Here is a 24,387-nt window from a genome sequence, read left to right as displayed (position 1 = left end):
TTAAAAGTTACTAATGATTCAAATATCATGGTGAAAACTGAAAACAATTGGTAATTAGTATTAGTAAAATGTAATTTATAATTAAATTAACGTTTGATGAAAATGAATATAAAAAGTGTGAGCATCCTTAAAACTATAAGATACTTCTAAATTGTATTTAGAAGCAATAGCTTTATTGATGGCTAAACCTAATCCAGAGGATTTATTACTGTAACTAACTTTTTTAAATCTTGTAAATAAATCCTCTTTATTTAAGGCTTTAGGCTTGCCAATATTGCAAATGGACCAAGAGTTATGATGAAGCTGAATATTAATTTGCTGATTTGGACTGCCATGAATAATTGCGTTTTTTATAAAATTGGTTAGCAATATAATAGCGAGGTCTTTATTCATATTAGCATTTATCATAGAATTATGATCAATACTAATAGACATATTTCTATGGAGAAGTAAATCTTCAAAATCTTCAGTTATTTTTTTTGTCAAGCTTAAAAAATCAATACATTCTTCTTCCAAAAATTCTTTGTTTTCAATTTTAGATAGTAGAAGTAAAGATTTATTAAGGCGTGTTAACCGGTTTAAATTATCTAAAATTGAGGCCAATGATTTGGTTTGATTTTCGTTTAAAGGGTGATTTTCTAAAAACAATTCAAGTTTATTAATACTTATTGCCAAAGGTGTTTGAAGCTCATGAGATGCGTTTTCTATAAAATGTTTTTGTTCAATATAACTATCGCTAGATTTTTTGATGAGTTTTGTAATAGTGTCATTTAACAATTGAAATTCATCTATAGAGCTAGGTTTAGTAATGATTTTACTCTCTTTTTCAATCTTAAAATTTTTTAATTGAGATATGGAATAATAAAAAGGCTTCCATATCTTTCTTAAGAGTATATTATTTAGTAGTAGAATACTAATAAGTAGCAGAGCGTATAGTGAAATAAGATACTTAAACATATCAGAGATGAGATCGTCTTCTTCAATCATAGATGTTACAATCTTAACTTTGTAAAAACCATGATCATGTTTTAGCTTGCTTTCAAAAATGCGCACAGGTTCAAAGTCATCCTCGTTATACATGTACATCAATGTATCTCTATAACTGTCTTTAAAATCGCGATATTCATTTTCTGAAATAGGATTAAACGTATAAACGTGTTTATTTAAATCTGTATTGTTTAATATTGAGGGGTCTTCATTGGCTCGCTTAGTAAGTAAAATTTTATGATTCTCTAAGCCATCATCTAAACTATCATAAATCTCGTCTAGCATGGCGTAATAAAACGCAATTGCCCAAATTGTAATTAGAGGAAGAAGAAGGAGCGATACGTATTTAGTGGTGTAATTGAGTAGTTTCATTAATTAATATTCAATTTATAACCTACTCCATAAACTGCTTCGACATTAATGGAGGCTTCTTCTATTTTTTTTCTAAGATTTTTAATTTGAGAATAGATAAAATCAAAACTATCAGACTGATCAATATGATCTCCCCAAACGTGTTCTGCTAAAGCAGATTTTGTAACCAGTCTGTTTTTATTCGTTATTAAATACATTAAAATATCGTATTCTTTTCTGTTGAGTTCAATAACCTTTTTGTGAATTTTTACTTCACGATTTTCTGGTGTTATACTTACATTTCCGATGGTTATAAGATTATGTCCTTCAAAATTTAGACGTCTCAAAACTGCTTTTACACGTGCATTTAATTCTGCATTATGAAATGGTTTTGGTAAGTAATCATCAGCACCTAAATTAAGACCTTTTAACCGGTCGTCTAAAGAGTTTTTTGCAGAAACAATGATAACACCATGAGCTTTGCCTTGTGTTTTAATTTGTTCTAAGAGATTTAGACCATTACCATCAGGTAGATTTATATCTAACAAAATACAATTATAGTCATATACACCGAGTTTAGCACTGGCTGTTTTATAATCTACAGCTGTTTCTACTTGGTAATGTTCTCGCTCTAGTGTTATACGCATATTGTCTAACATTTGAGGTTCGTCTTCTATGATTAAAATTTTCATGATAAAAAGCTTTTAACAACAATATAACTTAAATCTAAAAACAATTGGGAATAAAATACGAAGCTATAGATTCAATATTAATTAACAACAATTTATAAAATATATCAAAAATATGGTTTTACTTTGTATTGTATTTTTTAATAAACATGTTTAAAACACTATTTAATATTATATGGATTTTTATGGTCATAGGCACTTCTGCCAATGCTCATGATTTTTCTGTAGAACACAGTGAATTAACACATGTAATAAGTATAGATCGCTCTGAAGAGATTTCTCAGCAATCTGTATTGCAGAATCAGTTTTTTGATGCTCCAACTTCAGATTTCAGAATCGTTACAAGTTCTAAAGATGGACCTTCAATATCAGATGAGAATTTAGACCATACAGTTGGTATACATTACCGTAGTATTGATTTATTAAATGTACAACGACCACAATTTGTTAAAGCCGCTCGTAGTGGTTTTAAGACACTTCGTTTAAAGAAAACCCTTTTTCCATTCCATACCTTTTGGTAATTATTAGTGTTTAAACATCAGTTATTTGATGTGAGATAAGGCACGCAAATGCCTAAAAATAAAACAACACTTTTAAAATTATTATCATTAAAACTACATATCATGGGAACAGGATTATACATAATCGATGCGATTATACTCGTTATTATTATTTTACCATTTATACTATTTATTAACGGAAGCAAGAAAAAGCAACGTACCATACGCAAGGCATTAAAAGCCATAGCTGCAGACAATAATTGCATGCTAAGCAAAACAGAGTCGTTAAATAATTTTGCAATTGGCTTAGACACAGCTTCAGGTAAAATATTTTTTTATAAAAAGAATAATAATAAATCAAGCTCTAAAATTATAAACTTAAGCAGCGTTTCATCTTGTCAGGTTATAAAAGATACAAGACGCATTAAAGATAAAACTAACGGTTATGATCTTGTTAATAGTGTATCGCTTTCTTTTACGCACAATAATAACCAGAAAGAATCACTAGAGTTATTTAATAACAATACTGAAACCTCATTAAGTGGTGAGCTTGATGTTGCTAATAAATGGCAAACTTACATTGAAGAATTGTTAAAAGTAAAGATTGTTAATGAGCAACAGAGCGATACGACCGAATTAAATTTAGCTTAATTTTTTTGGTAAAATTTTAGAAACGTTTAACTTTTTTCAAGCTTGTATTCCTAAATTATTACAGATTTGGTGCCGTAATTTGTGGTATAATTTAATCGTAAAATCATAATTACAATGAAAAGTTTAAGAATAGCTGCTCTCGCAATTTTTGCTACGGCAGCAATAAGTGCACAAGATTTAAGAATGAATGAGGTTCCTGGGAATCTTATAATCGACTTCCAAAAAAACTATAAGACTGCTTCGGATGTAGAGTGGGAAATGGAAGGTGAGTATTATAAAGTAGAATTTGATCTAAATAGAATGGATCATGAGATTTGGTATGCAGAGTCAGGTGAAGTCGTAAAGTCTGAAAAAGAAATAACAGCGCGTAACTTACCGACGGCTATTTTATCTACAATTAAAAGTAAATATGCAGGCTTTAAGGTTGATGAAGCAGAGGTCACTGAAATAAATAATGAGAAAATTTACGAAGTTGAACTAGATAAGGGTTGGACTGAAGAATTGACTGTTGTTTTTGATGAAAAAGGAAACGTTATAAGTTCTACAAGAGACTGATTTAAAGTCTCAATATAAAAAAGGTTGGATGAAAGTTCAACCTTTTTTTTATGTGATACATTAATCAATTTTATATTTAGATGTTAATTTCAACATTTTTTCACTAAGAGAATATAACCAATACAATTGTTCCCAAACTAAGTGAGCTTCTCTATGCGTATGCTCATTGTTAGATTGCGAAATTGCAATGTTAGTAAGCTGGTTGGCAGAGAAATTAAAGTCGTCTATCTTTGTGTTTGGAGTTCCAACTTTAGAATTTATAGTTTCAAAATTAATAAGCTTAAGATATGTATAAGCGGTATTAATGTTGCTTTCAATTTTATCAGAAATTTGCTTAAAATCGTTTGATGCAGCTGTTGTATTGTGATTTTGGATGAATGTATTTATAGAGGATAGCGATGATAAAAAACTATGGTTTATTACCACAAGCTCATAAATATCATCAATATGTGTTTGCTTAGATTGTGGTTCTTGCGCCATACGCTGAAACGCAGAACTTAGGTTAGACATTTGTACAAAAGCTTCTTTCCTATTCACTTTTAAACTGGTCGGTATTGGTCCTTTGTTTTGATAAAATGTACTTATAGATTTAAAAAATGCCATATTGGCTTTTAATGCATCTGTAATATTATTTCCGATTTCCATAAAAGACCAAGCAGGCCAAAGCCATCTCGTTGTTATAAAAGAAATAGTAGCACCTATCACGGTGTCAATAACTCTAAATTGAATAACTTTTAAAATGTCTGGTTGAAGAATGGCATATATAAAAATGACACTAATGGTTATAAAGGTTGCAGAAGCTTTATAATTTTTCTGAACCATTGAAAAGGCAATAACCATTGAGACAACTGCTAAGCCTCCAAAGAGGTAAGGATCCTTAATTATGAAAACCAAAATACTAGCTAATGCAGCACCTATAAGTGTGCCAATTATACGATCCTTAGATCGTGTTTTTGTAAGGCCGTAACTTGGTCTCATTATAACAATAACAGTAAGTATAATCCAATAAGGATTTTGAAAATCAAAGACTAAACCGATACCATAACCTAGCATTACAGCAACAGCTAAACGTAAAGAGTGTTTAAATATGGTGGATTTGAAACTTAAATTTCTTAAAATTATTTTAGGATCATAGTCTTGAGAAACAATGAACCGTTTCATTTTATCCTTATTAACTAAATCTTCAGAAGTTAATACAGGGTTTCCTAATAGCCATTTTATCTTTTTAAGTTTTTCAATTTGTTTACTTTGATAATCCAATAAATTCTGAAGCATTAAATAACGTTCATAATCCTTATGGTGATCTTCTTTTTTAAATTTTAATATATCTTGTTCAAGCGTTTTAAATTGTTCTGTAAGAATTTTGTTTGAAGGAAATGCTTCAGACCTACTGTTTTTGGCAATAGCATGTAGTTGGCTTGATATTTCTGAAATTAACTTTTGAAAATCAATTTTTAATTCTGGCTGAACTTTAAATAGGGCATCCATCTTTTGGTAGTTTACAGGATTTGCAATCGCTGTTTCTAACATTTCAACGAGCAAAATAAATACTAATAAACGTTTGTTGTGGTAATTAGATTTACCTGAATTTTTTCTGGATAAAATTAAAATTTCACGCAGGGTTTCATGATGTTCTGTTAATTCACTTTGTATGGTTATTAGTTGCTTTTGTAAGCTAACACGGTCTGGTTGTTCTCCAATAAGTTCCCGTCTTACATTTAAAAAATTGGCAGTTAATAAGAAGGTTTCTGTAAGCGTTTCTTTAGTTTGTGCTTTAGGGTTTATAAAATACCATAACGTTGATAAGCATAAATACCATAAACCACCTGCACCAATAAATAAAGCGTATTGGTATACCTCTAAAGTTTTAGAGGTATGAGCAAAGCTTAATATTAATGCCAATAATCCTGAAAAACTGATTAAAGAAGCTCTAAAGCCATAAATAGAAATAAATGCGATGCAGAATGTTAAGAACCCTAAAATTGGAAATAATAAGATATTAGGAATAGCTAAATAGCCACCTATAAAACTAATAATTACAACTAATACAGATGAAAAAAGAATACCAATTTGTTTTTGTTTTAAATTACCACTAACATCACTTGGAGAGCACCAAATAGCACCAAAACAAAACGAAAGACCTATTTCAAAATGGTCAGTTGCAATACCTAAAATGATAGGTGTAGTAACAGCAATACCAACTAAAATAGCTTTAGAAAAGCTTGTGCTTTTAAAGAATTCTAATAATTCTTTGAGGTGATTTGATATTAAATTTAAAATGATTTTAGTGATTTAATAATGAGTAACAAAGATACAATTTGAAACCTGATTTTAGTTTCAAAAGAAACCTTAGAACTTAAATATAATTAAAAGTAAACGAACCTTGTTAGTAGATAACAATTAGTTCTATGTTTTGAGTAATTGGAATAAAAAATGCCTTCATTTCTGAAGGCATTGCTAATAAATTAAGTCAGTGTTTTATTTCATGATACGTGTTAAGTGAAAAAACTTTTTATAGTCTTCAGGTATTGTATCAATATTTAATAAAGATCCTTCTTCTATATTAGGGTAAATTTCAGCATAAGTTTTTACGTCATATAAACCGACACGTTTACTTATATGTTCGCGTTCTAAATCTTGCGGACTATTTAGTCCTGCTGCGGCAACGAGCTCTAAAAAACTATGAATTGTTGCTTCTTGGTATCGTTTTGCTCTTGGCGCTTTATCTTCTACAACCAATCCTTTTACTAAAGATGCATTTTGAGTAGCGACTCCTACAGGGCATGTGTTTGTATTACACTGTAAGGCTTGTATACAACCAATAGATAGCATCATTGCACGTGCACTGTTGCAACCATCTGCACCCAAAGCGAGTGCTCTAGCCATATGGAAACCTGTAATTATTTTACCAGCAACGATAACCTTAATTTCTTTTCTTAATCCAAAACCAACAAGTGTATCGTGTACAAATATTAATCCTTCTCTTAAGGGCATTCCCATAGAGTTAGAAAACTCAACAGGTGCAGCACCTGTTCCTCCTTCACCACCATCTACAGTAATAAAATCAGGAAGAATTCCGGTAAAAATCATAGCTTCACAGAAATCCATGAATTCTTGTTTTCTACCTAAACATAATTTAAAACCTACAGGCTTTCCATCAGAAAGTTCTCTAAGGTTTTTTATAAAATACATAAATTGTATGGGGTCTGAGAAAGCAGAGTGAGATGGAGGTGAGTGTACCGCAACTCCTGGTTGTACATGTCTTATTTTTGCAATTTCTTCAGTGTTTTTAGACGCAGGTAAAATTCCACCATGACCAGGTTTTGCACCCTGAGATAATTTAATCTCTATCATCTTAACCTCATGTCTTATTGCATTTTTTCTAAATGTAGTTTCGTTGAATGTACCGTCTTCGTGTCTACATCCAAAATAACCCGTACCAATTTGCCATATTAAATCACCACCATGCTCTAAATGATAATCACTTATAGCACCTTCACCTGTATTGTGAGCAAAATTACCCATTTTAGCTCCTTTGTTTAAAGCCATTACAGCATTATTACTTAAAGAACCAAAACTCATTGCTGAAATGTTTAATAAACTTGAAGAGTAAGGCTGTTTACAATCTTTACCCCCAATAAGTAATCTAGGAAATTCGCCAATATCTTTTGGGTTTGTTTTAGCATACATTGAGTGCTCTAACCATTCGTAACCAGAATGATAAAGATCCATTTGTGTACCAAAAGGCTCTGTATCATTTTCTCCTTTTGCTCTTCGGTATATTAATGATCTTAAAATACGGTTAAGTGGTCTTCCTTCAGTATCGGTTTCAACAAAATACTGCATAATCTCTGGTCTTATAGACTCAAGAATATACCTAAACCGTCCTAATAAAGGAAAGTTTCGTCTTATAGTATGCGAAGTTTGAAAAATATCAAAAATACCCAAAATAATTAAAGGTCCTATTATTATGAAAAACCATAATGCAGGTGTCCAAAATTGCGCAATAGCAATCAGAGATAGTGTAAGCGCTATCGAAATTATTATAAAATACTCACGTACTTTCATAGGTTTATTTTTAATGAAGCGCGAAGATAGGATTACCTTTTGAATAAGAAATTAAAATTGTAAAGTTTGTGGTTTTTTGTTAAAAAAAATCAGGAATTATTAACATTTGGAAGTTATAATTATAATTTGACAATGCTGAAGATCCAGAGAAATACTTCTTTAAAGATTATAATGGGTGTTTTTTTAACAATACTTTAATCTTTGGTTGTTTTATCTAATTTTAACAAGCTATATATTTGTAGATCTTTGCTGAAAATAATAATATTAATACGCTTTTAATATTAGCAAGTTGTAACGACTTTAAAAAAAGCGGATAGTTTTATTTTAAAAGAAGGTATTTTCTTTAATAATTAGAAAAATGTCTATTAGCCGAATTCAAAACAAGTAATTAAAATGAGCGTTTTAAGCCGTAACAATAGAAATAATTTAACAGATTTAGGTCTTCTGATACTAAGAGTGTTTTTAGGTGTTGCTATGTGCTTTGGTCATGGTTTAGGAAAATGGAGTTCACTTTTTAGTGGAGAAGAAATTAAATTTGCAGATCCATTTGGAATTGGAATGCTGGCATCATTAGCTCTGGCTGTTTTTGCAGAAGTTATCTGCAGTATACTTTTGGCGTTAGGTTTATTTACACGCTTGGCTTTATTGCCTCTTATTGTTACGATGTTAGTGGCTATATTTAGTGTTCATATTACTGATGGTTTTGGTGTTATGGAAAAAGGACTTTTATACGGTGTTGGTTACATCACCTTGTTACTTACAGGACCAGGTAAATATGCTTTAGACACTTTTGTTAAGCGAAAAAAAGTGAAATATAAATATTAGAATTATCAGAACGAATATTTGAAAGACTTATAGTGTTCTAATATTTGTAATGAAATAAGATGATTCTTGACAAGAATCAAGTAAAATACAACAAGGCCAGATAAGCTATCTGGCTAAAAAAAATTGAATCGTTAATATTTAATTTTAATCCTTTGATATCTTATCTTTGGAATTAACGATTTATACAACAAATTAATATATGATAAAAAGAGTATTTCTTACACCATTTCAAAAATTTGTACAATTTGAGAGTTTCAGTGGTATTTTGCTATTGTTTGCTACAATTATTGCGTTAGTTTGGGCTAATTCTCCTTTTGGTGATATCTATAGAGATTTGTGGCAATATGATGTCGGTATTGTAACCGAAAACTTTGAGTTTAAGAAGCCTTTAATCCTTTGGATTAATGATGGCCTTATGGCAATATTCTTTTTTTTAATAGGATTAGAGATAAAAAGGGAGTTAGTAATAGGTGAATTAAATACACCAAAAAAAATTGCTTTTCCTTTAGTGGGGGCAATAGGCGGAATGGTGGTTCCTGTTCTATTCTTTTTACTTATTAATCAAAATCCTGAAACAACACATGGTTGGGGAATACCTATGGCAACTGATATCGCGTTTTCTTTAGCGATTTTAAATGTATTAGGGAATAGAGTTCCTTTAAGTCTTAAAATCTTTTTAACAGCTTTTGCTATTGTAGATGATATTGGTGCAGTGTTGGTTATTGCTCTTTTTTATAGTGGTAGTATTAAAATCACCTTATTATTAATCGCAGCAGCATTATTAGCTGTTTTATATTTTCTTTCTTATAAAGGAATTTATTCTCGTTTTCTATTGTTCTTTTTCGGAATAGCTGTTTGGTTCTTGTTTTTAAAAGCAGGGCTTCACCCAACTATAGCGGGTATTTTATTAGCATTTTCTGTACCTATTAGGCAGAAGATTAAAACTGCAACATTTTTAGAGCAGTTAGAAAGAGTATTTAATAGAATTAAGAAAGCTAGTGTACTTAAAGCACCAATTCTTTCAACAGAGCAGATTCAACTAATTGATGATTTAGATGATTGGTCTGCTAAATTTCAGTCGCCTTTACAGCATTTAGAACATAGTCTACATGGTTGGGTGGCTTATTTTATAATACCAATTTTTGCACTCGCAAACGCAGGAGTATTAATTAGTGGTTCTGAAGGTTTAGACACTATGCTAGTCATTAATATTGTTGTGAGTTTAATTTTAGGTAAGGGTATTGGTATTACCTTGATTGTCTTTTTAGCTAAGAAGATTAAACTTATAGAAGTGCCAAGTGATATTAAATTTATTCAAATTATAGGTGTTGCATTTTTAGCAGGTATAGGTTTTACCATGGCCATATTTATTGCAAGTTTAGCTTTTGAGTCTACACCAGAGTATATTGATTCTGCAAAAATCGGTATTCTTATTGGTTCCTTTATTTCAGCAATTATAGGTTATGTTATACTGCATTTATCCTCTAAGAAAAAAGTAATTGAAGCCGTCTAATTAAATTTTTAAAATCTTAATGTCTTAAGCCTATATAAATTATATAGGCTTTTTTGTGTTTATGCTTTTTAACAAATACTTAACTTCGATTGGTTCGGTTACTTCCGAACTAAGTGGTATTTTTGCGACCGGTTTACTGTGGAGAGATATTAAATTTGTATTTCACAGTAGTAAATTTTAAAAACAATGAAACAAAATATCTGCAAAGAAAAAATGGCTTTAGTTGAAAAACTAGGGGTTCATTTAGAAACGAGAGAACAACTAGCTCCTGTTGCGGCACGCATTTTATCTTTTATAATATTAACGGGTAAAAAAGGAGTGACTTTTGAAGATATGGTTAAAATTTTGTGTGCAAGTAAGAGTACTATTTCTACACATTTAAACCATCTTCAAGATTTAAATAAGATTGTTTATTTCACTAAAACAGGTGATCGTAAAAAATACTTTATTATAAATAAAGACTCTATCCTTCAGCATATAGATAATATGGTTGATGAATGGAATGATATTAAAGGATTGCACTTAGAAATTAGAAGTTATAAAGAAACCATTAATGAAAAAGCAAAAGCTGATAATGAAGAAAAGTTTGACTTAAATTTTCATAACGATTACATCGAATTTTTAGATGGGGCAACGACATCAATTAAAGAATTAAAAAATAAAATAATAACGAACCATTTTACCCTTTAAATATATAAAAAAATGAAAAAAAATAATTTATACTCAATATTAGCACTAGGTGTATTTTTCCTTGTTTTAAGCTGTGGCGACAAAGAAGGACAAGGTGCTGCGGCAGTACAAGCACCACCACCATCTATTCCTGTTTCGCAATTAGAAACTAAAACAGTTACAGGTTATCAAGAATACCCAACTACTATTGAAGGTATCGTAAACAGTGATGTTAGAGCAAAAACTTCAGGGTATGTTAAGAGTGTATTAGTAGATGAAGGTGAAAAAGTGCGTAAAGGACAAGTGTTATTTAGATTAGAAACACAGTCTTTAAGTCAAGATGCAGGTGCAGCAAAAGCCCGTATTAATGTAGCGCAAGTTGAGGTCGATAAATTAATTCCGCTTGTAGAAAAAAACATTATTAGTGCCGTACAATTAGAAACAGCAAAAGCTAACTTAGCACAAGCAAAAGCGAATTACAGCGGTGTTTCTGCAAATATTGGTTATGCAACGATTAAAAGTCCTGTTAACGGCTATGTTGGTCAAATTAATTTTAGAGAAGGTGCTTTAATTAGCCCAAGTGATCCAACACCATTAACAACGGTTAGCGATATTAGTAAGGTGTATGCTTTTTTTAGTTTAAATGAAACACAATATTTAGATTTTTTACAAAATGCAGAAGGCAAAAACGTAAAAGAAAAGATTGCAAATTTTGCACCTGTAAATTTAATATTGGCTAATGGTAGTACTTATGAAGAGAAAGGTAAGATCGAAACAAGTTCTGGTCAAATAAATCAAAGTACAGGTACGGTAAGTTTTAGAGCTGTTTTTGATAACCCTAATCAATTAGTTACGAATGGTAATAGTGGTAAAATTCAAATACCATTGGTTTACGAAAATGCTATTGTGGTGCCACAAGATGCTACTTATGAGCAACAAGGTAATGTAATGGTGTTTAAACTAGGAGAAGAGAATAAAGTAACAACTTCGATAGTAGAAGTAAAAGCAACTGTAGATAACTTGTACGTTATAGAATCTGGTGTAACTGCTAAAGACAAAATAATAGTTTCTGGTGTAGGTAAGCTAAGAGCCGGAATGGTTATTAGTCCTCAAGATAAGCCTTTTGATGAAGCTATTAAGCCTATTGCAACTTTATTTAGAAATTAATTAATCACCAAACATTTTTATTATGTTAAAAACATTTATTGAAAGGCCAGTACTTTCAACAGTAATCTCTATCATTATAGTGTTACTTGGTGCTATTAGTATCGGTACGTTACCTATAGAGGAATATCCAGATATTGCGCCCCCTACAATTAAAGTAACAGCAAGTTACACGGGTGCAAATGCCGAAACTGTTTTAGAGAGTGTTATCATTCCTATAGAAGAGCAAATTAATGGGGTAGAAGGAATGACATACATTACTTCTACAGCATCAAATACGGGGACCGCAGAAATTACCGTTTATTTTGATCAAGAAATGGATGCTGATATTGCTGCCGTAAACGTACAAAACCGTGTAGCAAGAGCTACGCCATTATTACCACAAGAGGTAACGCAAACCGGTGTTACGACGCAAAAAGTAGAAACTAGTGCTTTAATGTTTGTTTCCATGTATTCTGAAAGTGAGGATTATGATGCTACGTTTATTCAGAATTACTTAAAGATTAATGTTATTCCTGCTATGCAACGTATTAGTGGTGTAGGTGATGTTAGTGTATTCTCACAACAAGATTATGCCATGCGCATTTGGTTAAAGCCAGAAAAATTAGCAGCTTATAACTTAATTCCTTCAGATATTACGACTGCTTTAGCAGAACAAAATTTAGAAGCAGCAGCGGGTTCATTAGGTCAGAATAATGGAGAATCGTTTTCATATACTTTAACCTATAGTGGGCGTTTTAAGGAAGAAGCGCAATACAGTGATATTGTAATTAAAGCCTTAGGAAACGGTGAGTTTTTAAGACTAAAAGATGTTGCAACTATAGAGTTAGATGCACAATCTTATGCTGCAAATGCGATGAGTTTAGGCCACCCAGCAGTATTTATGGGGATTTTTCAAACTAAAGGTTCTAATGCACAAGAGATTATTGAAAACATAAAAACAACCTTATCTGCTGTAGAAAAAGATTTACCAGAGGGATTAGGTGTTTTTGTACCATACGATACAAGTTTATTCTTAAATGCATCGATAGAAAAAGTAATTCATACCTTATTAGAAGCTTTTGTATTAGTGTTCTTAGTGGTATTTATCTTTTTACAAGATTTCCGTTCTACATTAATTCCGGCAATTGCTGTACCCGTTTCTATTATCGGTACGTTCTTTTTCTTGAATGTTTTTGGATACTCTATCAACTTATTAACGTTATTCGCATTAGTACTCGCCATTGGTATTGTGGTCGATGATGCCATAGTTGTTGTAGAGGCGGTTCATGCTAAATTAGATGAAGGCGAAAAGAATCCTAAAAAAGCAACTTTAACCGCAATGAATGAAATTTCTGGAGCCATTATCTCAATTACTTTAGTCATGGCAGCGGTATTTATTCCAGTAACTTTTGTAACAGGTCCAACAGGTGTATTTTACGAGCAGTTTGGTGTGACTTTAATTATTGCTATTTTAATATCTGCAGTAAACGCCTTAACATTAAGTCCGGCGTTGTGTGCATTGTTATTAAAACCTCATAAAGATGATGAAGCGATTAAAGGAAAAAGTCCTTTAAAACGTTTTTACGCTTTATTTAATCGTGGTTTTAATGCTACTGTTGAGAGATATGGTAGATCATTACACTTTTTATACAAGAGAAAATTTATTTCAGCAATACTATTAATTATTGCTGTCGTAGGTATTTATTGGGCTGCAAATACAACGCCTACAGGATTTGTACCTAATGAAGATAGAGGTATCATTTTTGCGAATATAGAATTGCCAGCAGGTGCTTCTTTAGATAGAACAGATGCTGTAGCAAGAAAATTATATTCTAAAATTGAAGGTATGGAAGGTATTGTTGGTGTAAACTTCATTAAAGGACGAAGTTTAATTAATGGTACTGGGTCTAACTACGGCATGGGTATTATTAAATTAGAAGATTGGGGTGAGCGTGAAGATGCTTCTCTTTCTTCAACAGCAATTACTGGAAAATTGTTTGGTTTAGCAGCAAGTGTTCCTGAAGCTAATATTATTTTCTTTTCGCCACCAAGTATACGTGGGTTTGGTAATTCGGCTGGTTTTGAGGTGAATTTATTAGATAAATTTGGGGGTGAATTTTCAGATTTAGATAAAGCGAATAAAGATTTCTCTATGGCTTTAATGAGTCACCCAGAAATTAAGTACGCACAGTCTTCTTTCAAAACAAGCTATCCGCAATACGAAATGGAAGTTAATGTGCCTTTAGCTAAAGAAAAAGGAGTTTCAGTAACAAGTATCTTTTCAACTTTACAAGGTTATATCGGTGGAATTTATGCATCAGATTTTTCTAAATTCGGAAAACAGTTTAGAGTCTATATTCAAGCTTTACCAGAAGACAGAGCAGATGAAAGTGCATTAAATAGTATGTATGTAAGAACAGATACTGGAGAAATGACACCAATTACGCAGTTTGTAAATTTAAAAAGAGTTTACGGGCCGCAATCTGTAACACGTTTTAACTTATTAAATTCTACAAGTATTACAGGTGCAACCAATGATGGGTTTAGTACCGGTGATGCCATTAGAGTTATTGAAGAAGAAGTTGCTAAATTACCAAGTAATTATACAGTTGCTTATTCAGGTTTAACACGAGAAGAGGTAAGTGCAGGTAACCAAACTACATTTATATTTATCTTAAGTATTGTATTTGTATACTTTTTATTAAGTGCGCAATACGAAAGTTATTTATTACCATTTGCAGTGGTGTTATCCTTACCGTTTGGGGTGTTTGGTGCTTATATCAGTACAAAATTCTTAGGGTTAGAAAACAATATTTATTTCCAAATTGCTTTAATAATGCTGATTGGTTTATTAGCTAAAAATGCGATTCTTATTGTAGAGTTTGCCTTGCAAAGGCGAAAAGCAGGCGACAGTATTGTAGACTCAGCCATCACAGGAGCTAAGTCGCGTTTACGTCCAATTTTAATGACCTCTTTTGCCTTTATTTTAGGATTAATGCCATTGGTTTTAGCACAAGGTGTAGGGTCAGAAGGAAATAAATCTATAGGAACTGGTGCTGTTGGAGGATTATTAATAGGTACTATTATCGGGGTTTTTGTAATTCCAATCTTATTTATATTATTTCAGTGGTTACAAGAAAAAATTTCTAGTAAGCCAGCAATACAAACTATTGAAGAATAAAATGATGAAATCAATTATAAAACATAGAAATTTTAATAGAGGAGCTATAATTCTCGTTGTTGGACTAACTTTTCAAAGTTGCTTTGTCGCAAAAGATTATGCTAGGCCAGAATTAGATATCGAAACTGAAGCACTTTATAGAACAGAGAATCTTCCGATAGATAGCATTTCTATCGCCGATGTATCTTGGAAAGACTTATTTACAGATCAATACCTTCAACAATACATAGAAGAAGGTCTGCAAAATAATATGGATATTCGTATCGCTATTCAACAAATGATAGCAGCAGAAGCTTACGCAAAACAAGGTAAGGCAGGTTATATGCCTACCTTAAGTGTAGGACCTAATTATACACGTCAAGAGTTTTCAGAAAATAGTCAATTTGGTTCTATTTTTAGTGGAGGATTAGATAGTTATGACGTTACAGCAGATTTATCTTGGGAAGCCGATATTTGGGGGAAAATAAGAAGTGGTAAAAGAGCTTCTCAAGCCGATTATTTGCAAAATGTAGCAGGTCATCAAGCTGTGAAAACACAATTAATCTCTAGTATTGCCAATACCTATTATAATTTATTGGCTTTAGACGCGCAATTAGAAGTTACGAAACAAACGATTGAGACGAGGGAGAGTGGTGTAGAAACTATTAAAGCTTTAAAGGATGCTGGTCAGGTTACTCAGGTCGCTGTAGATCAAAATATCGCACAATACAATAGTGCTAGAGCACTACAAGTAGATATTGAGACGGCTATTTTTAAAGCAGAAAATACATTAAGTATTTTATTAGGAAAATCACCTCAGGATTTTGAAAGGAGTGCTTTAGAAACTCAAAAAATAGATCAAGAGATAAAACTAGGAGTTCCTGCGACGCTATTAAGAAACAGGCCAGATGTTATGGCTGCAGAATATGCTTTGATTAAAAACTTTGAATTAACTAATGTTGCTAATAGTAATTTTTATCCTTCATTAACTTTAACAGCTTCAGGTGGTTTGCAAAGTTTAGAATTGGATAATTTATTTAATGTGAATTCTTTATTTGCAACAGTAGTTGGTGGGTTAACGCAACCTCTATTAAATCAAAGAAAGTTAAAAACTCAAAAGGAAGTCGCGTTAGCAAATCAAGAAAGTTCATTATTGAATTTTAAGAAGACCTTATTGGTTGCAGGTAGTGAAGTTTCTAATGCATTATTCTCATATGAATCAGAAACGAAAAAATTTGAATTTAGAAAGAATGAAGTTGAAGCCTTAAGAACTGCAGAAACAAATTCTGAAGAATTACTTAAAAATGGTTATGCGAATTATTTAGATCTATTAACGGCAAGACAGAGTGCCTTAAGTGCAGAACTTAATATCATAGATAGTCAATTACAACAATTGGTTTCTATTGTAGATTTATATGAAGCACTAGGTGGTGGTTGGAAATAAAAATGGTTTTATCGTTAAAAAAATAAAAGCAGTTTAAAGTGCTCTATGTTATGGAAGATATGTTAAATACTATTATTCCTGTTTTTAGAAATTATGGTGTAAAAAGGATTACCATGGATGATATCAGTCATCATTTAGGTATTTCTAAAAAAACATTGTATGTGCATTATAAAAGTAAAGGTGATTTAGTTGAGCAGAGTGTTGACTCAATTTTTAAGCTACATCATTCTGTTTTTGATCAAATTTTGAAACGAGATATTTTACCATTAAAGAAAATCATTTTAATGTATCGTTACGGAATTCGTCAATTATCGGCGAATTCTAGAACGTTTTATTTAGAACTAAAAAAATACTATCCAAAAGTTTATAAAAAATATGAAGTAGAGCGCGATTATATCACCTTTACAATTATTTTAGATTTGTTAAAAGAGGCTCAAAAGTTAGGGGATATTAAACCAGAAGTAGATCTTAAATTGTTTTGTTTGCTAAACATTTACAAAATAGATGTGTTACTTCTTAATGATGCTATTTTTAGTGAATATACTATAACTCAAATCGTAGATCATATTGTCGTTTATAATCTAAATGGCATTCTAAAAGATAAAAGTTTACTTTAATAGTTACTGAAGTTTATAAATGCTGTTATTTCTAATAACAGCATTTTTTATGCATTAAGTTGTGAATATTATTTTTTAATAAACGTTATTTTTATTGATACATTTATTGAGGACTATTAATAGTACTTTGTATAATTTAGTAGTTCAATTAATGTGTTTGTAAATTGTTTTAATATGTACAGACTTCTTAACTAATATAATATATGACAGAATTTATAGAAGCTTATAAACCGCTTATAATATATGTAGCGATAGTAATTTCGTCAGTGATCATTCTTCGACTTCTCACAAAGTTTATTGTTAAGTGGTTGATTAAAAAAGAATCTAATCGTTTACCTGAATCGCCAGTAAGATCTATGAAAATGGTGAAACTGACGCTTAATCTTTTGTGGTTGGTATTAGGTATTATTGCGTTGAGTGCTATTTTTGTAGATCGAGATAAGGATGAGGTTTTATTAGGTTATTTTAAATTAGCCAGTTACATTGGTATTGTTACAGTGGTCACTATAATATCTGCTACGCTTTGTAATTTATGGTTTAAACATCGTATTTCAGAAAAAGTAACACACGACTTTGATCCTACAACCTACAAATTTCTTAGGTATATTTCTGTTTTTGCTATTTGTTTCATTGGCCTGCTTTTTGTTTTAATGGCTTTTCCTTCTTTAAAAGGAGTTGCCCAAACAGCGTTAGGCGGTGCAGGTGTTTTAGCTCTTATTGCAGGTGTTGCTTCACAAGAAGCGTTATCTAATTTGGTGGGTGGTATTTTTATAGTCTCGTTTAAACCTTTTAAAATAGGTGATGTTATTAAGATAACAGATACTATGGTTGGTACAGTTACCGATATTACATTACGTCATACAGTCATTAGAAATTTTGAAAACAAAATGATTGTCATTCCTAATGCTGTAATTAATAAAGAGAAGTTAATTAACTATGATTTAGGAGAGCTGAAGTGTTGCGAACATATAGAAATGGGCATTACTTACGATAGTGATATTACTTTGGCTAAAAAGATTCTTCAACAAGAATGTGAAAATCACCCTTTAATTTATGATAATAGAACAGCATTAGATAAGTCAGATGGTAAACCTATTGTTAAAACTGCTTTAACTAAATTTAATGATTCTTCAATAACGATTAGGGCTTGGGCTTGGTCATCAAGTTTTGGTAATTCGTTTACCCTAAAATGTGATGTTTATGAAAGTGCTAAAAAGCGTTTTGATAGTGAAGGAATAGGACTCGCATTTCCTACCCGAACGATTTACATGGCAAATGAAAAGCATTCGGAAAATAAAGCATAGTTTTAAATGAAATGACCTTAAGTACTTCGTTTGTTTTTAAAGCATCTTTAAAGCCTTTATTTGCTAGTTCTTTCAATATATGGAGCCTTAGAAGCTTTCATTTTTAGTAACTATAATCGACTCATGAAAATATAAATTACTTATTTGTTAAAAAAAGACTTGTTATTTAGGAATTTGTTATTTTTGCGCGATAATTATATGTAATTCTAAAAATAAGATACGCATAAATGGAAAATTCAAAAATAGAGTTAAAGAATAAAAAGAAAGCTGTGCCTTTAAAAGGAATGATGGATAACGTCATGGAACAGTTTAACAGTGCTGCAGATCATATTGATTTACATCCCAATATCAGGAAAATATTAAGTATCACTAATAATGAGATTTTAGTAAACTTTCCTGTAAAAATGGACAACGGTAATGTGGAAGTCTTTACGGGGTATCGTGTTCAGCATAATGGAGCTTTAGGACCTTATAAAGGTGGTCTTCGTTACCATGCTACTGTAGATTTAGATGCCGCAAGAGCATTAGCTATGTGGATGACCTGGAAAACTTCTTTAGCAGGCTTACCCTATGGTGGTGCCAAAGGAGGGATTAAAATAGATCCTTCACTGTATTCGCAATCAGAATTAGAGCGTATCACAAGACGTTTTACGTTTGCTCTAGCAGATAATATTGGTCCAGAACATGACATACCTGCACCAGATGTTAACACCAATAGCCAAACTATGGCATGGATTGCTGATACTTATATGAGTACAAGGCCGCCTGCGCAACGTAGTGCAAATCAACATGTCGTAACGGGTAAGCCCGATGGTAGTGGTGGACTAGAAGGACGTGATAGAGCTACAGGCTTTGGTGTTTATTTAACCATTAAGTTTTGGGCTGATAAAAATAATATGGACTTAAATGGTAAACGATTTATTGTTCAGGGCTTTGGTAATGTGGGCTATTGGGCTTCTGTTTTCTTAGAACAAGATGGCGCAAAATTAGTAGGCGTTCAAGATGCAAAAGGTAGTATCGAAAATCAAGATGGTATTGATGTAGAAAGTCTTTTTAATTACACGCAAGAGAAGGGGGGTACGGTTATGGATTTTCCTAAATCTCAATTGGTAGCTAAAAATGAATTCTTTTCAATTGATTGTGATATTTGTATTCCTGCAGCATTAGGAAATCAAATTACAAAAGAAAATGCACCGCATATAAAAGCGAAGATAATCGCAGAAGGAGCTAACGGACCAACAAATGTTGAAGGTGAAAAAATATTGTTAGATAGAGGTGTGGTTATTATTCCAGATATCCTTTGTAATTCTGGTGGTGTAATTGGAAGTTATTTTGAATGGCTACAAAACCGAAGTGGTGAGATTTGGCATTTAGAAGAGGTCTTAGACAAGCTACGTAAAAAATTAAAGGGTTCATTCGATAAAGTTTATACGTATTCAGAAAATGAAAACGTTGACTTTAGAACAGCAGCTTTTTGTATCGCGATTCAGCGTATTGAAAAAGCATATATTCAACGTGGTATTTTTCCTTAATCATTCGGCTCATTTAATGCCTTTAAATTTATATAAATACCGTTCAACATCTAAGTTGAGCGGTATTTTTTTGCACTGAATTATTTGTTTAGTTTTACAACTAAGTGATTTAAATAATATGGAGTTAAAAACAGAGCAAGAGATTTTTGAATTAGAAATGATTTCTAATTATGTAGTTCCTATTGGGATTTTTATAATTGCGCTCTTTATCTTATATCGTCTTGCTTTAATTTTTCAGTTTTATTATGCCTCATTATTTAATAAACCAGTTTTTACTCATATCTATTTTAATCGAAATAAATTAACACTCCAACAATGTGCTATTTTAAAACAAGAAAGCATATTTTATCGACAATTAGATGATAAAAATAAACAGTATTTTGAGCATAGAGTCGCTACATTTATAAAAGAGAAAGAATTTGTTGGCCATAATGAATTAGAAGTAACAGAACAGATGCGAGTTACTATTGCAGCGACTGCTATAATGCTAACGTTTGGTTTTAAGAAATATCTTTTAAATCTTATTGAAACTGTAATTATATATCCAAAAGTCTATTATTCTACAAGTCATAATACCTACCATAAAGGGGAAATGAATCCGCAGTATAAAGCCATCGTATTCTCTTGGGAAGATTTTGAACATGGTTATAAAATTGGAGATGATAACCTAAATCTCGGAATTCATGAATTTGGACATGCCATTCACCTTAGTGCTTCGAAAAGTAATGATATTAGTAGTTTAATTTTTAATAAAGGATTTAAAAAGTTAACTCAATATTTGCAGCACAATAAAGAGGTTAGACAACGCTTAATTGCCTCAAAATATTTTAGAACATATGCATACACTAATCAGTACGAATTTTTTGCGGTTTTGCTTGAAAACTTTATCGAGACACCGTCACAATTTAAAGCACAATTTCCAGAGTTATATAAACAAATGAAACACATGCTTAATTTTAAGTTTGCAGGTTATTAGAACAGTTTATTTAGTTGTTCTATAACTTTTAAAAGGGCATATTACATTGTATTGTAAAAAAAAAGAGGTTCACATTTGTGAACCTCTTTTTATATATATAATTATAAACTTATAATCTTATTACGGCTTGTAAGTGGTATTGATAATGATTATTGTCGTAACCAACTTCAGAAGTGCTAAATCCTGTAAATTTAGCAATTGTTTGTGCTCTAATTCCAATTGTTTGGTTTCTGTCTAGCCAAAATAAAACACCAGCTCCAATATTTGCCGATACATTACCTTTATCAATATGAAAGTAACCTAAACCCGCATCAGCGTATATGTTAAACCAACTCATGTTTCTACCGCGACCAAAAATAAGTTCTTTAAAATAATATTTAGCATGGGTATCTAATGATAGATAATTGTAATCTTTTTCAGGAAATATATTATCGATATTAGGATCACCAGTAAAACTATTAATCGTAATCGATTGTTCTATTGCAAAATTTTCAATCCAACTGTATTCAATTGCTGCTGAAATAGGCGTTCCGAAATTCCAATCTCCAGGTTTTTCAAAAGGCGAGCGCGATGCTAAGTTATTTATAGCATCAACACCAAAACTTAAAGTCCAATCTTCATAAGATCTATATCTCTGAGCAAAAGATGATAAACTAAACGATATGAGTAATATTAGTAAAATGATTTTTTTCATACTAAAAAAATTTTGTCCAAAGGTAGTCTTTAAGGATTATAAAACAAATATAGCCGTAAACTTATTGTAATAATACTTAAAAAAAAATAAAAGAAGCTTAGAATTATACTAAATTGAGTATAACTGTCTTTTTTCCTGTTATTTAAGGTGTTTGTAATGTGCTTGTGTTAGAGTTAAATATTTGAATAATAGATGGTGTATTATAGCCGATTTAATAATCTTTTTTAATCCTGTGGGTTTAATTTTTGAAAGCTTTTTTTAGGATATGAATGGTATAGCTTTTGTTTGTACAAATTAGAAATATTCGTTCTCCTAAATACTGGATACAATATAGGGTGAGATTTATTAATATAGTTATTGGCTTATAAGAGGTTTTAAGATCATACATCAATTTTCTAAACACCATATAATTATTAGATTCTATGTTTTGGAATTCTGTAAAATAAAATTTAGCAAGCTCTAAGTAGGATTTAGCATATTTTAATTTTAGCAAGTTATCCAATAGCACTTGTTCTTCATGGGTTTTTATTGAAATTAGGTCATAAATAGATTTTAGGCTTACCGCATTATAATAATGTCCATGATCATTTAATTGCCAACTTAGTATAAGGTGTTTTATTAAGCTTTCTTTATTGGGTATAGCGATGTTATTTACAATTCTTTTATTTTGAATAAAGCCTGGTATATCTATTAATGCCCAGTTTTTTTTATTTAATAACCCGGTGTGTAGCTCAATAGCAGCGAGTTCCTCTTCCGAAATTAAACGGTCGAGGTGTCTAAAATCCTTTTTGTCATAAGCAAATCCTGAAGTCTTATTGTAACCTGAGTTCTTTAATAAGTTAAAGGCCTCTTGGGCTTGAGATGTTTCAATTAAAATATCGATATCACCAACCATGCGTTCTGCATTATCTTTATAACAGCCTAAAGCTAAAAGGGCTGTTCCTTTTAAAAATACATGGTTAATATTGTTAGCGTTTAAAATTTTAGATATGCTGCGAACTTGATTTAGTATTCTTACATTTCGGGCTCTATTAATGTTCGTTATTTCTTTTAAATAGTCAACTAAATCCGTGGGTAAAGTATGAAGAAGATTTCTTTCCTTCAACCTACAATACAGCGCAGGCAGAACTAAGTGTTTACTACCTTGAACAACTATGACCTCCCAATCAAAAGAAGGGTTACTTAGCATTTCTTCTAATGTTTTTGTTAAAGTCTTAAAACTTAGAATATCTGCAATATAGTGAATTGTTAACGCTGAATTAGTCATAGATTGATATCTCGACACTAAGGTAGACTATTAAAAATTATTTTAAAGTTCTTTAAATAAATTTGAGACTTCTTTGGTTACACAAGTTGTATCACTATACGTTAATTGATATAGTTTCATGTTCTTTAGCCAACTTAGAAATTGTTCGGCATGTTTTGGTTTTGGTGACAGCCATGAATCTTCAATTATGGTTTCTAGAATTGTCTTTATAGAAATTGGTTCTAATAATGTTTTAGATTCTGGTTTATAATTTACTAAAATAATGGCACGGCAAGGGTAATGATTTTGTTTCGGTTTTGTGCAAGGTAAATATTTTAAGTTTCCTTTTGTTTTATTAAAATCTACAATTGGTAACTTATTAAAGTTATTAACTAAAGGTTCTAATAGCTTAAAAGCACCTTGTTTAATGGATATTGCAGATGGATTATAGTAGATGTGTTGATCTTTAGAAAGTAAGGGGGAAACATCATCAGCTAAGAGTTTTAAATCCGTATTAGCTAGCAAAGCACACAAGGTACTTTTTCCTTTTCCAGATTTTCCAACAAATAGTATTGCATTGTTTTCGTCTGTAATTGTAGATCCATGTAACGAACCTATCCAATCTTTTTCGGTTTTGTTATGAAGTTCACAAAGTAATTGCATGATAAATTTACCTTGGATATAATGATAGTCCTTTTTAGGAACATAAGAAATTAATTCCTCATTTTTAAAAAGGTGTAGATGATTCTCTTTTAAGTAAACATCAAATAATACATCAACTTTAGATTTTGAGATATTACAGTAATGTGCAATTGAAGGGTGGATGGTTTTTAAAACCAATTCTGAGCAGTAGTTCACTTGAACGATTTTGTGTTCAAAATTGTATTGTTTTGAAATGTAACGTTGTCTTTTGTCTAAGTCTGTTGAGGTTGACGTTGTAGATTTGCTGTATGGACTATTACAGTTTTGCAGATAGCTAAATAAGTTTTCTACAATTTTATTTTGAAGTTCTTTATCCTCTTCAAAATAAAGGGAATTTAAGAATTGAGTTTTAGATTCAGAAACTAAATATTCATCTAAGAGCAGTTTAAATTCAGTATTGACAATGCTGTAAGTATTCGATTTGGCATACCACAATACCCAAAAATCACCTATAAGTAGTTGTTCTACCGGTGCTAATGCTGTATTCAAAATAGAAAGTATAACTTATTAAGAAAAAGGATCTCCTCCAGGATTTGGTGCAGAAGATGTTTGTGCTTTCAGTGGGTTTAAAATCACAAAGGTTCCTACGGCTGTTAATGCTGCATATTTCCCCATTTTTGAAATGGCTTCCTTACGTGTGATTTTATCTGTATTGTTTTCTTTTTTCATGGTTCTAGACCTAGATTTTCGGTTCAAAAATAGCAAAATAATTTAATTATTTGACTAAATTATTAAAAGGTTTAAATAAAGAACTCATT

The 24,387-nt window shown here is 31.3% G+C and carries 21 protein-coding genes; 13 read left to right on the top strand and 8 right to left on the bottom strand.

Annotation, left to right across the window (positions count from 1 at the left end; genetic code table 11):
• Positions 1 to 81 precede the first annotated feature (81 nt).
• Both HM985_RS01750 and HM985_RS01745 read right to left on the bottom strand, forming a co-directional pair.
• Positions 82 to 1,359 carry a sensor histidine kinase gene (locus HM985_RS01750; RefSeq protein WP_179374579.1) on the bottom strand — a complete coding sequence of 426 codons (1,278 nt, stop codon included), beginning with the start codon at positions 1,357 to 1,359 and terminating at the stop codon, positions 82 to 84.
• Positions 1,359 to 2,030 (bottom strand): response regulator transcription factor, encoded by a 672-nt coding sequence (locus HM985_RS01745; protein ID WP_179374578.1) that lies wholly within the window; start codon positions 2,028 to 2,030, stop codon positions 1,359 to 1,361. The genes HM985_RS01750 and HM985_RS01745 overlap by 1 nt, the downstream gene beginning before the upstream one ends.
• 146 nt (positions 2,031 to 2,176) lie before the next feature.
• Here HM985_RS01745 and HM985_RS01740 point away from each other — a divergent pair, with 146 nt between their 5' ends.
• The 3 genes from HM985_RS01740 (at position 2,177) to HM985_RS01730 (ending at position 3,733) form a co-directional block, all read left to right on the top strand.
• Positions 2,177 to 2,548 carry a hypothetical protein gene (locus tag HM985_RS01740; protein WP_179374577.1) on the top strand — a complete coding sequence of 124 codons (372 nt, stop codon included), beginning with the start codon at positions 2,177 to 2,179 and terminating at the stop codon, positions 2,546 to 2,548.
• 48 nt (positions 2,549 to 2,596) lie between these two features.
• The gene (locus HM985_RS01735; protein WP_179374576.1) at positions 2,597 to 3,178 is read left to right on the top strand and encodes a hypothetical protein; all 582 of its coding nucleotides are present in this window, start codon (positions 2,597 to 2,599) and stop codon (positions 3,176 to 3,178) included.
• A gap of 114 nt (positions 3,179 to 3,292) precedes the next feature.
• Positions 3,293 to 3,733, top strand: a complete 441-nt coding sequence (locus HM985_RS01730; RefSeq protein WP_179374575.1) for a PepSY-like domain-containing protein — start codon at positions 3,293 to 3,295, stop codon at positions 3,731 to 3,733.
• Positions 3,734 to 3,793: 60 nt separating this feature from the next.
• Here HM985_RS01730 and HM985_RS17390 read toward each other — a convergent pair whose 3' ends face one another.
• Positions 3,794 to 5,878 (bottom strand): FUSC family protein, encoded by a 2,085-nt coding sequence (locus HM985_RS17390; protein WP_317167121.1) that lies wholly within the window; start codon positions 5,876 to 5,878, stop codon positions 3,794 to 3,796.
• A 333-nt stretch (positions 5,879 to 6,211) separates the two neighbouring features.
• A complete protein-coding gene (locus HM985_RS01720; protein WP_179374574.1) occupies positions 6,212 to 7,801 on the bottom strand; it encodes an FMN-binding glutamate synthase family protein in 1,590 nt (529 codons plus the stop codon).
• A gap of 393 nt (positions 7,802 to 8,194) precedes the next feature.
• Here HM985_RS01720 and HM985_RS01715 point away from each other — a divergent pair, with 393 nt between their 5' ends.
• The 10 genes from HM985_RS01715 to HM985_RS01670 all read left to right on the top strand — a co-directional run bounded on the left by HM985_RS01715 (position 8,195) and on the right by HM985_RS01670 (position 20,987).
• On the top strand, positions 8,195 to 8,626 hold the full coding sequence (locus HM985_RS01715; protein WP_179374573.1) for a DoxX family protein: 432 nt from the start codon (positions 8,195 to 8,197) through the stop codon (positions 8,624 to 8,626).
• 199 nt (positions 8,627 to 8,825) lie between these two features.
• Positions 8,826 to 10,139 carry a Na+/H+ antiporter NhaA gene (gene nhaA, locus HM985_RS01710; protein WP_179374572.1) on the top strand — a complete coding sequence of 438 codons (1,314 nt, stop codon included), beginning with the start codon at positions 8,826 to 8,828 and terminating at the stop codon, positions 10,137 to 10,139.
• A 186-nt stretch (positions 10,140 to 10,325) separates the two neighbouring features.
• A complete protein-coding gene (locus tag HM985_RS01705; RefSeq protein ID WP_173587183.1) occupies positions 10,326 to 10,829 on the top strand; it encodes a GbsR/MarR family transcriptional regulator in 504 nt (167 codons plus the stop codon).
• A gap of 12 nt (positions 10,830 to 10,841) precedes the next feature.
• Complete coding sequence (locus tag HM985_RS01700; RefSeq protein ID WP_179312774.1) at positions 10,842 to 11,975, top strand: efflux RND transporter periplasmic adaptor subunit; 1,134 nt, start codon at positions 10,842 to 10,844, stop codon at positions 11,973 to 11,975.
• Positions 11,976 to 11,997: 22 nt separating this feature from the next.
• Positions 11,998 to 15,135 (top strand): efflux RND transporter permease subunit, encoded by a 3,138-nt coding sequence (locus HM985_RS01695; protein ID WP_179374571.1) that lies wholly within the window; start codon positions 11,998 to 12,000, stop codon positions 15,133 to 15,135.
• Between the two features lie 4 nt (positions 15,136 to 15,139).
• Entirely contained in the window at positions 15,140 to 16,558 is a 1,419-nt protein-coding gene (locus HM985_RS01690) for an efflux transporter outer membrane subunit (RefSeq protein WP_179374570.1), read from the top strand.
• Positions 16,559 to 16,608: 50 nt separating this feature from the next.
• On the top strand, positions 16,609 to 17,175 hold the full coding sequence (locus HM985_RS01685; protein WP_179374569.1) for a TetR/AcrR family transcriptional regulator: 567 nt from the start codon (positions 16,609 to 16,611) through the stop codon (positions 17,173 to 17,175).
• Positions 17,176 to 17,378: 203 nt separating this feature from the next.
• Entirely contained in the window at positions 17,379 to 18,479 is a 1,101-nt protein-coding gene (locus HM985_RS01680; protein WP_179374568.1) for a mechanosensitive ion channel family protein, read from the top strand.
• A 227-nt stretch (positions 18,480 to 18,706) separates the two neighbouring features.
• Positions 18,707 to 20,011 carry a Glu/Leu/Phe/Val family dehydrogenase gene (locus HM985_RS01675; RefSeq protein WP_179374567.1) on the top strand — a complete coding sequence of 435 codons (1,305 nt, stop codon included), beginning with the start codon at positions 18,707 to 18,709 and terminating at the stop codon, positions 20,009 to 20,011.
• Between the two features lie 118 nt (positions 20,012 to 20,129).
• On the top strand, positions 20,130 to 20,987 hold the full coding sequence (locus HM985_RS01670) for a zinc-dependent peptidase (protein ID WP_179374566.1): 858 nt from the start codon (positions 20,130 to 20,132) through the stop codon (positions 20,985 to 20,987).
• Between the two features lie 109 nt (positions 20,988 to 21,096).
• Here the strand turns inward: HM985_RS01670 and HM985_RS01665 are convergent, their stop codons facing one another.
• The 4 genes from HM985_RS01665 to HM985_RS01650 all read right to left on the bottom strand — a co-directional run bounded on the left by HM985_RS01665 (position 21,097) and on the right by HM985_RS01650 (position 24,298).
• Positions 21,097 to 21,681, bottom strand: a complete 585-nt coding sequence (locus HM985_RS01665; RefSeq protein ID WP_179374565.1) for a hypothetical protein — start codon at positions 21,679 to 21,681, stop codon at positions 21,097 to 21,099.
• Between the two features lie 238 nt (positions 21,682 to 21,919).
• The gene (locus HM985_RS01660; protein WP_179374564.1) at positions 21,920 to 22,948 is read right to left on the bottom strand and encodes a nucleotidyltransferase family protein; all 1,029 of its coding nucleotides are present in this window, start codon (positions 22,946 to 22,948) and stop codon (positions 21,920 to 21,922) included.
• 42 nt (positions 22,949 to 22,990) lie between these two features.
• Positions 22,991 to 24,118, bottom strand: a complete 1,128-nt coding sequence (locus tag HM985_RS01655; RefSeq protein ID WP_179374563.1) for a hypothetical protein — start codon at positions 24,116 to 24,118, stop codon at positions 22,991 to 22,993.
• An 18-nt stretch (positions 24,119 to 24,136) separates the two neighbouring features.
• Complete coding sequence (locus HM985_RS01650) at positions 24,137 to 24,298, bottom strand: hypothetical protein (protein ID WP_179312782.1); 162 nt, start codon at positions 24,296 to 24,298, stop codon at positions 24,137 to 24,139.
• Between the last annotated feature and the right edge of the window lie 89 nt (positions 24,299 to 24,387).

Source organism: Winogradskyella wichelsiae (assembly GCF_013403925.1).
Taxonomy (GTDB): Bacteria; Bacteroidota; Bacteroidia; order Flavobacteriales; family Flavobacteriaceae; genus Winogradskyella; species Winogradskyella wichelsiae.
This window is presented reverse-complemented; position numbering and strand designations above follow the sequence as displayed.

What these genes read in the sequence shown, in the direction of transcription:
- HM985_RS01750 (WP_179374579.1), bottom strand. Translation starts at nt 1,359, where the DNA reads ATGAAACTACTCAATTACACCACTAAATACGTATCGCTCCTTCTTCTT.
- HM985_RS01670 (WP_179374566.1), top strand. Translation starts at nt 20,130, where the DNA reads ATGGAGTTAAAAACAGAGCAAGAGATTTTTGAATTAGAAATGATTTCT.
- HM985_RS01720 (WP_179374574.1), bottom strand. Translation starts at nt 7,801, where the DNA reads ATGAAAGTACGTGAGTATTTTATAATAATTTCGATAGCGCTTACACTA.
- HM985_RS01675 (WP_179374567.1), top strand. Translation starts at nt 18,707, where the DNA reads ATGGAAAATTCAAAAATAGAGTTAAAGAATAAAAAGAAAGCTGTGCCT.
- HM985_RS01685 (WP_179374569.1), top strand. Translation starts at nt 16,609, where the DNA reads ATGGAAGATATGTTAAATACTATTATTCCTGTTTTTAGAAATTATGGT.
- nhaA (WP_179374572.1), top strand. Translation starts at nt 8,826, where the DNA reads ATGATAAAAAGAGTATTTCTTACACCATTTCAAAAATTTGTACAATTT.
- HM985_RS01735 (WP_179374576.1), top strand. Translation starts at nt 2,597, where the DNA reads ATGCCTAAAAATAAAACAACACTTTTAAAATTATTATCATTAAAACTA.
- HM985_RS01700 (WP_179312774.1), top strand. Translation starts at nt 10,842, where the DNA reads ATGAAAAAAAATAATTTATACTCAATATTAGCACTAGGTGTATTTTTC.
- HM985_RS01690 (WP_179374570.1), top strand. Translation starts at nt 15,140, where the DNA reads ATGAAATCAATTATAAAACATAGAAATTTTAATAGAGGAGCTATAATT.
- HM985_RS01660 (WP_179374564.1), bottom strand. Translation starts at nt 22,948, where the DNA reads ATGACTAATTCAGCGTTAACAATTCACTATATTGCAGATATTCTAAGT.
- HM985_RS01705 (WP_173587183.1), top strand. Translation starts at nt 10,326, where the DNA reads ATGAAACAAAATATCTGCAAAGAAAAAATGGCTTTAGTTGAAAAACTA.
- HM985_RS01740 (WP_179374577.1), top strand. Translation starts at nt 2,177, where the DNA reads ATGTTTAAAACACTATTTAATATTATATGGATTTTTATGGTCATAGGC.
- HM985_RS01730 (WP_179374575.1), top strand. Translation starts at nt 3,293, where the DNA reads ATGAAAAGTTTAAGAATAGCTGCTCTCGCAATTTTTGCTACGGCAGCA.
- HM985_RS01745 (WP_179374578.1), bottom strand. Translation starts at nt 2,030, where the DNA reads ATGAAAATTTTAATCATAGAAGACGAACCTCAAATGTTAGACAATATG.
- HM985_RS01715 (WP_179374573.1), top strand. Translation starts at nt 8,195, where the DNA reads ATGAGCGTTTTAAGCCGTAACAATAGAAATAATTTAACAGATTTAGGT.
- HM985_RS01665 (WP_179374565.1), bottom strand. Translation starts at nt 21,681, where the DNA reads ATGAAAAAAATCATTTTACTAATATTACTCATATCGTTTAGTTTATCA.
- HM985_RS01695 (WP_179374571.1), top strand. Translation starts at nt 11,998, where the DNA reads ATGTTAAAAACATTTATTGAAAGGCCAGTACTTTCAACAGTAATCTCT.
- HM985_RS01650 (WP_179312782.1), bottom strand. Translation starts at nt 24,298, where the DNA reads ATGAAAAAAGAAAACAATACAGATAAAATCACACGTAAGGAAGCCATT.
- HM985_RS01680 (WP_179374568.1), top strand. Translation starts at nt 17,379, where the DNA reads ATGACAGAATTTATAGAAGCTTATAAACCGCTTATAATATATGTAGCG.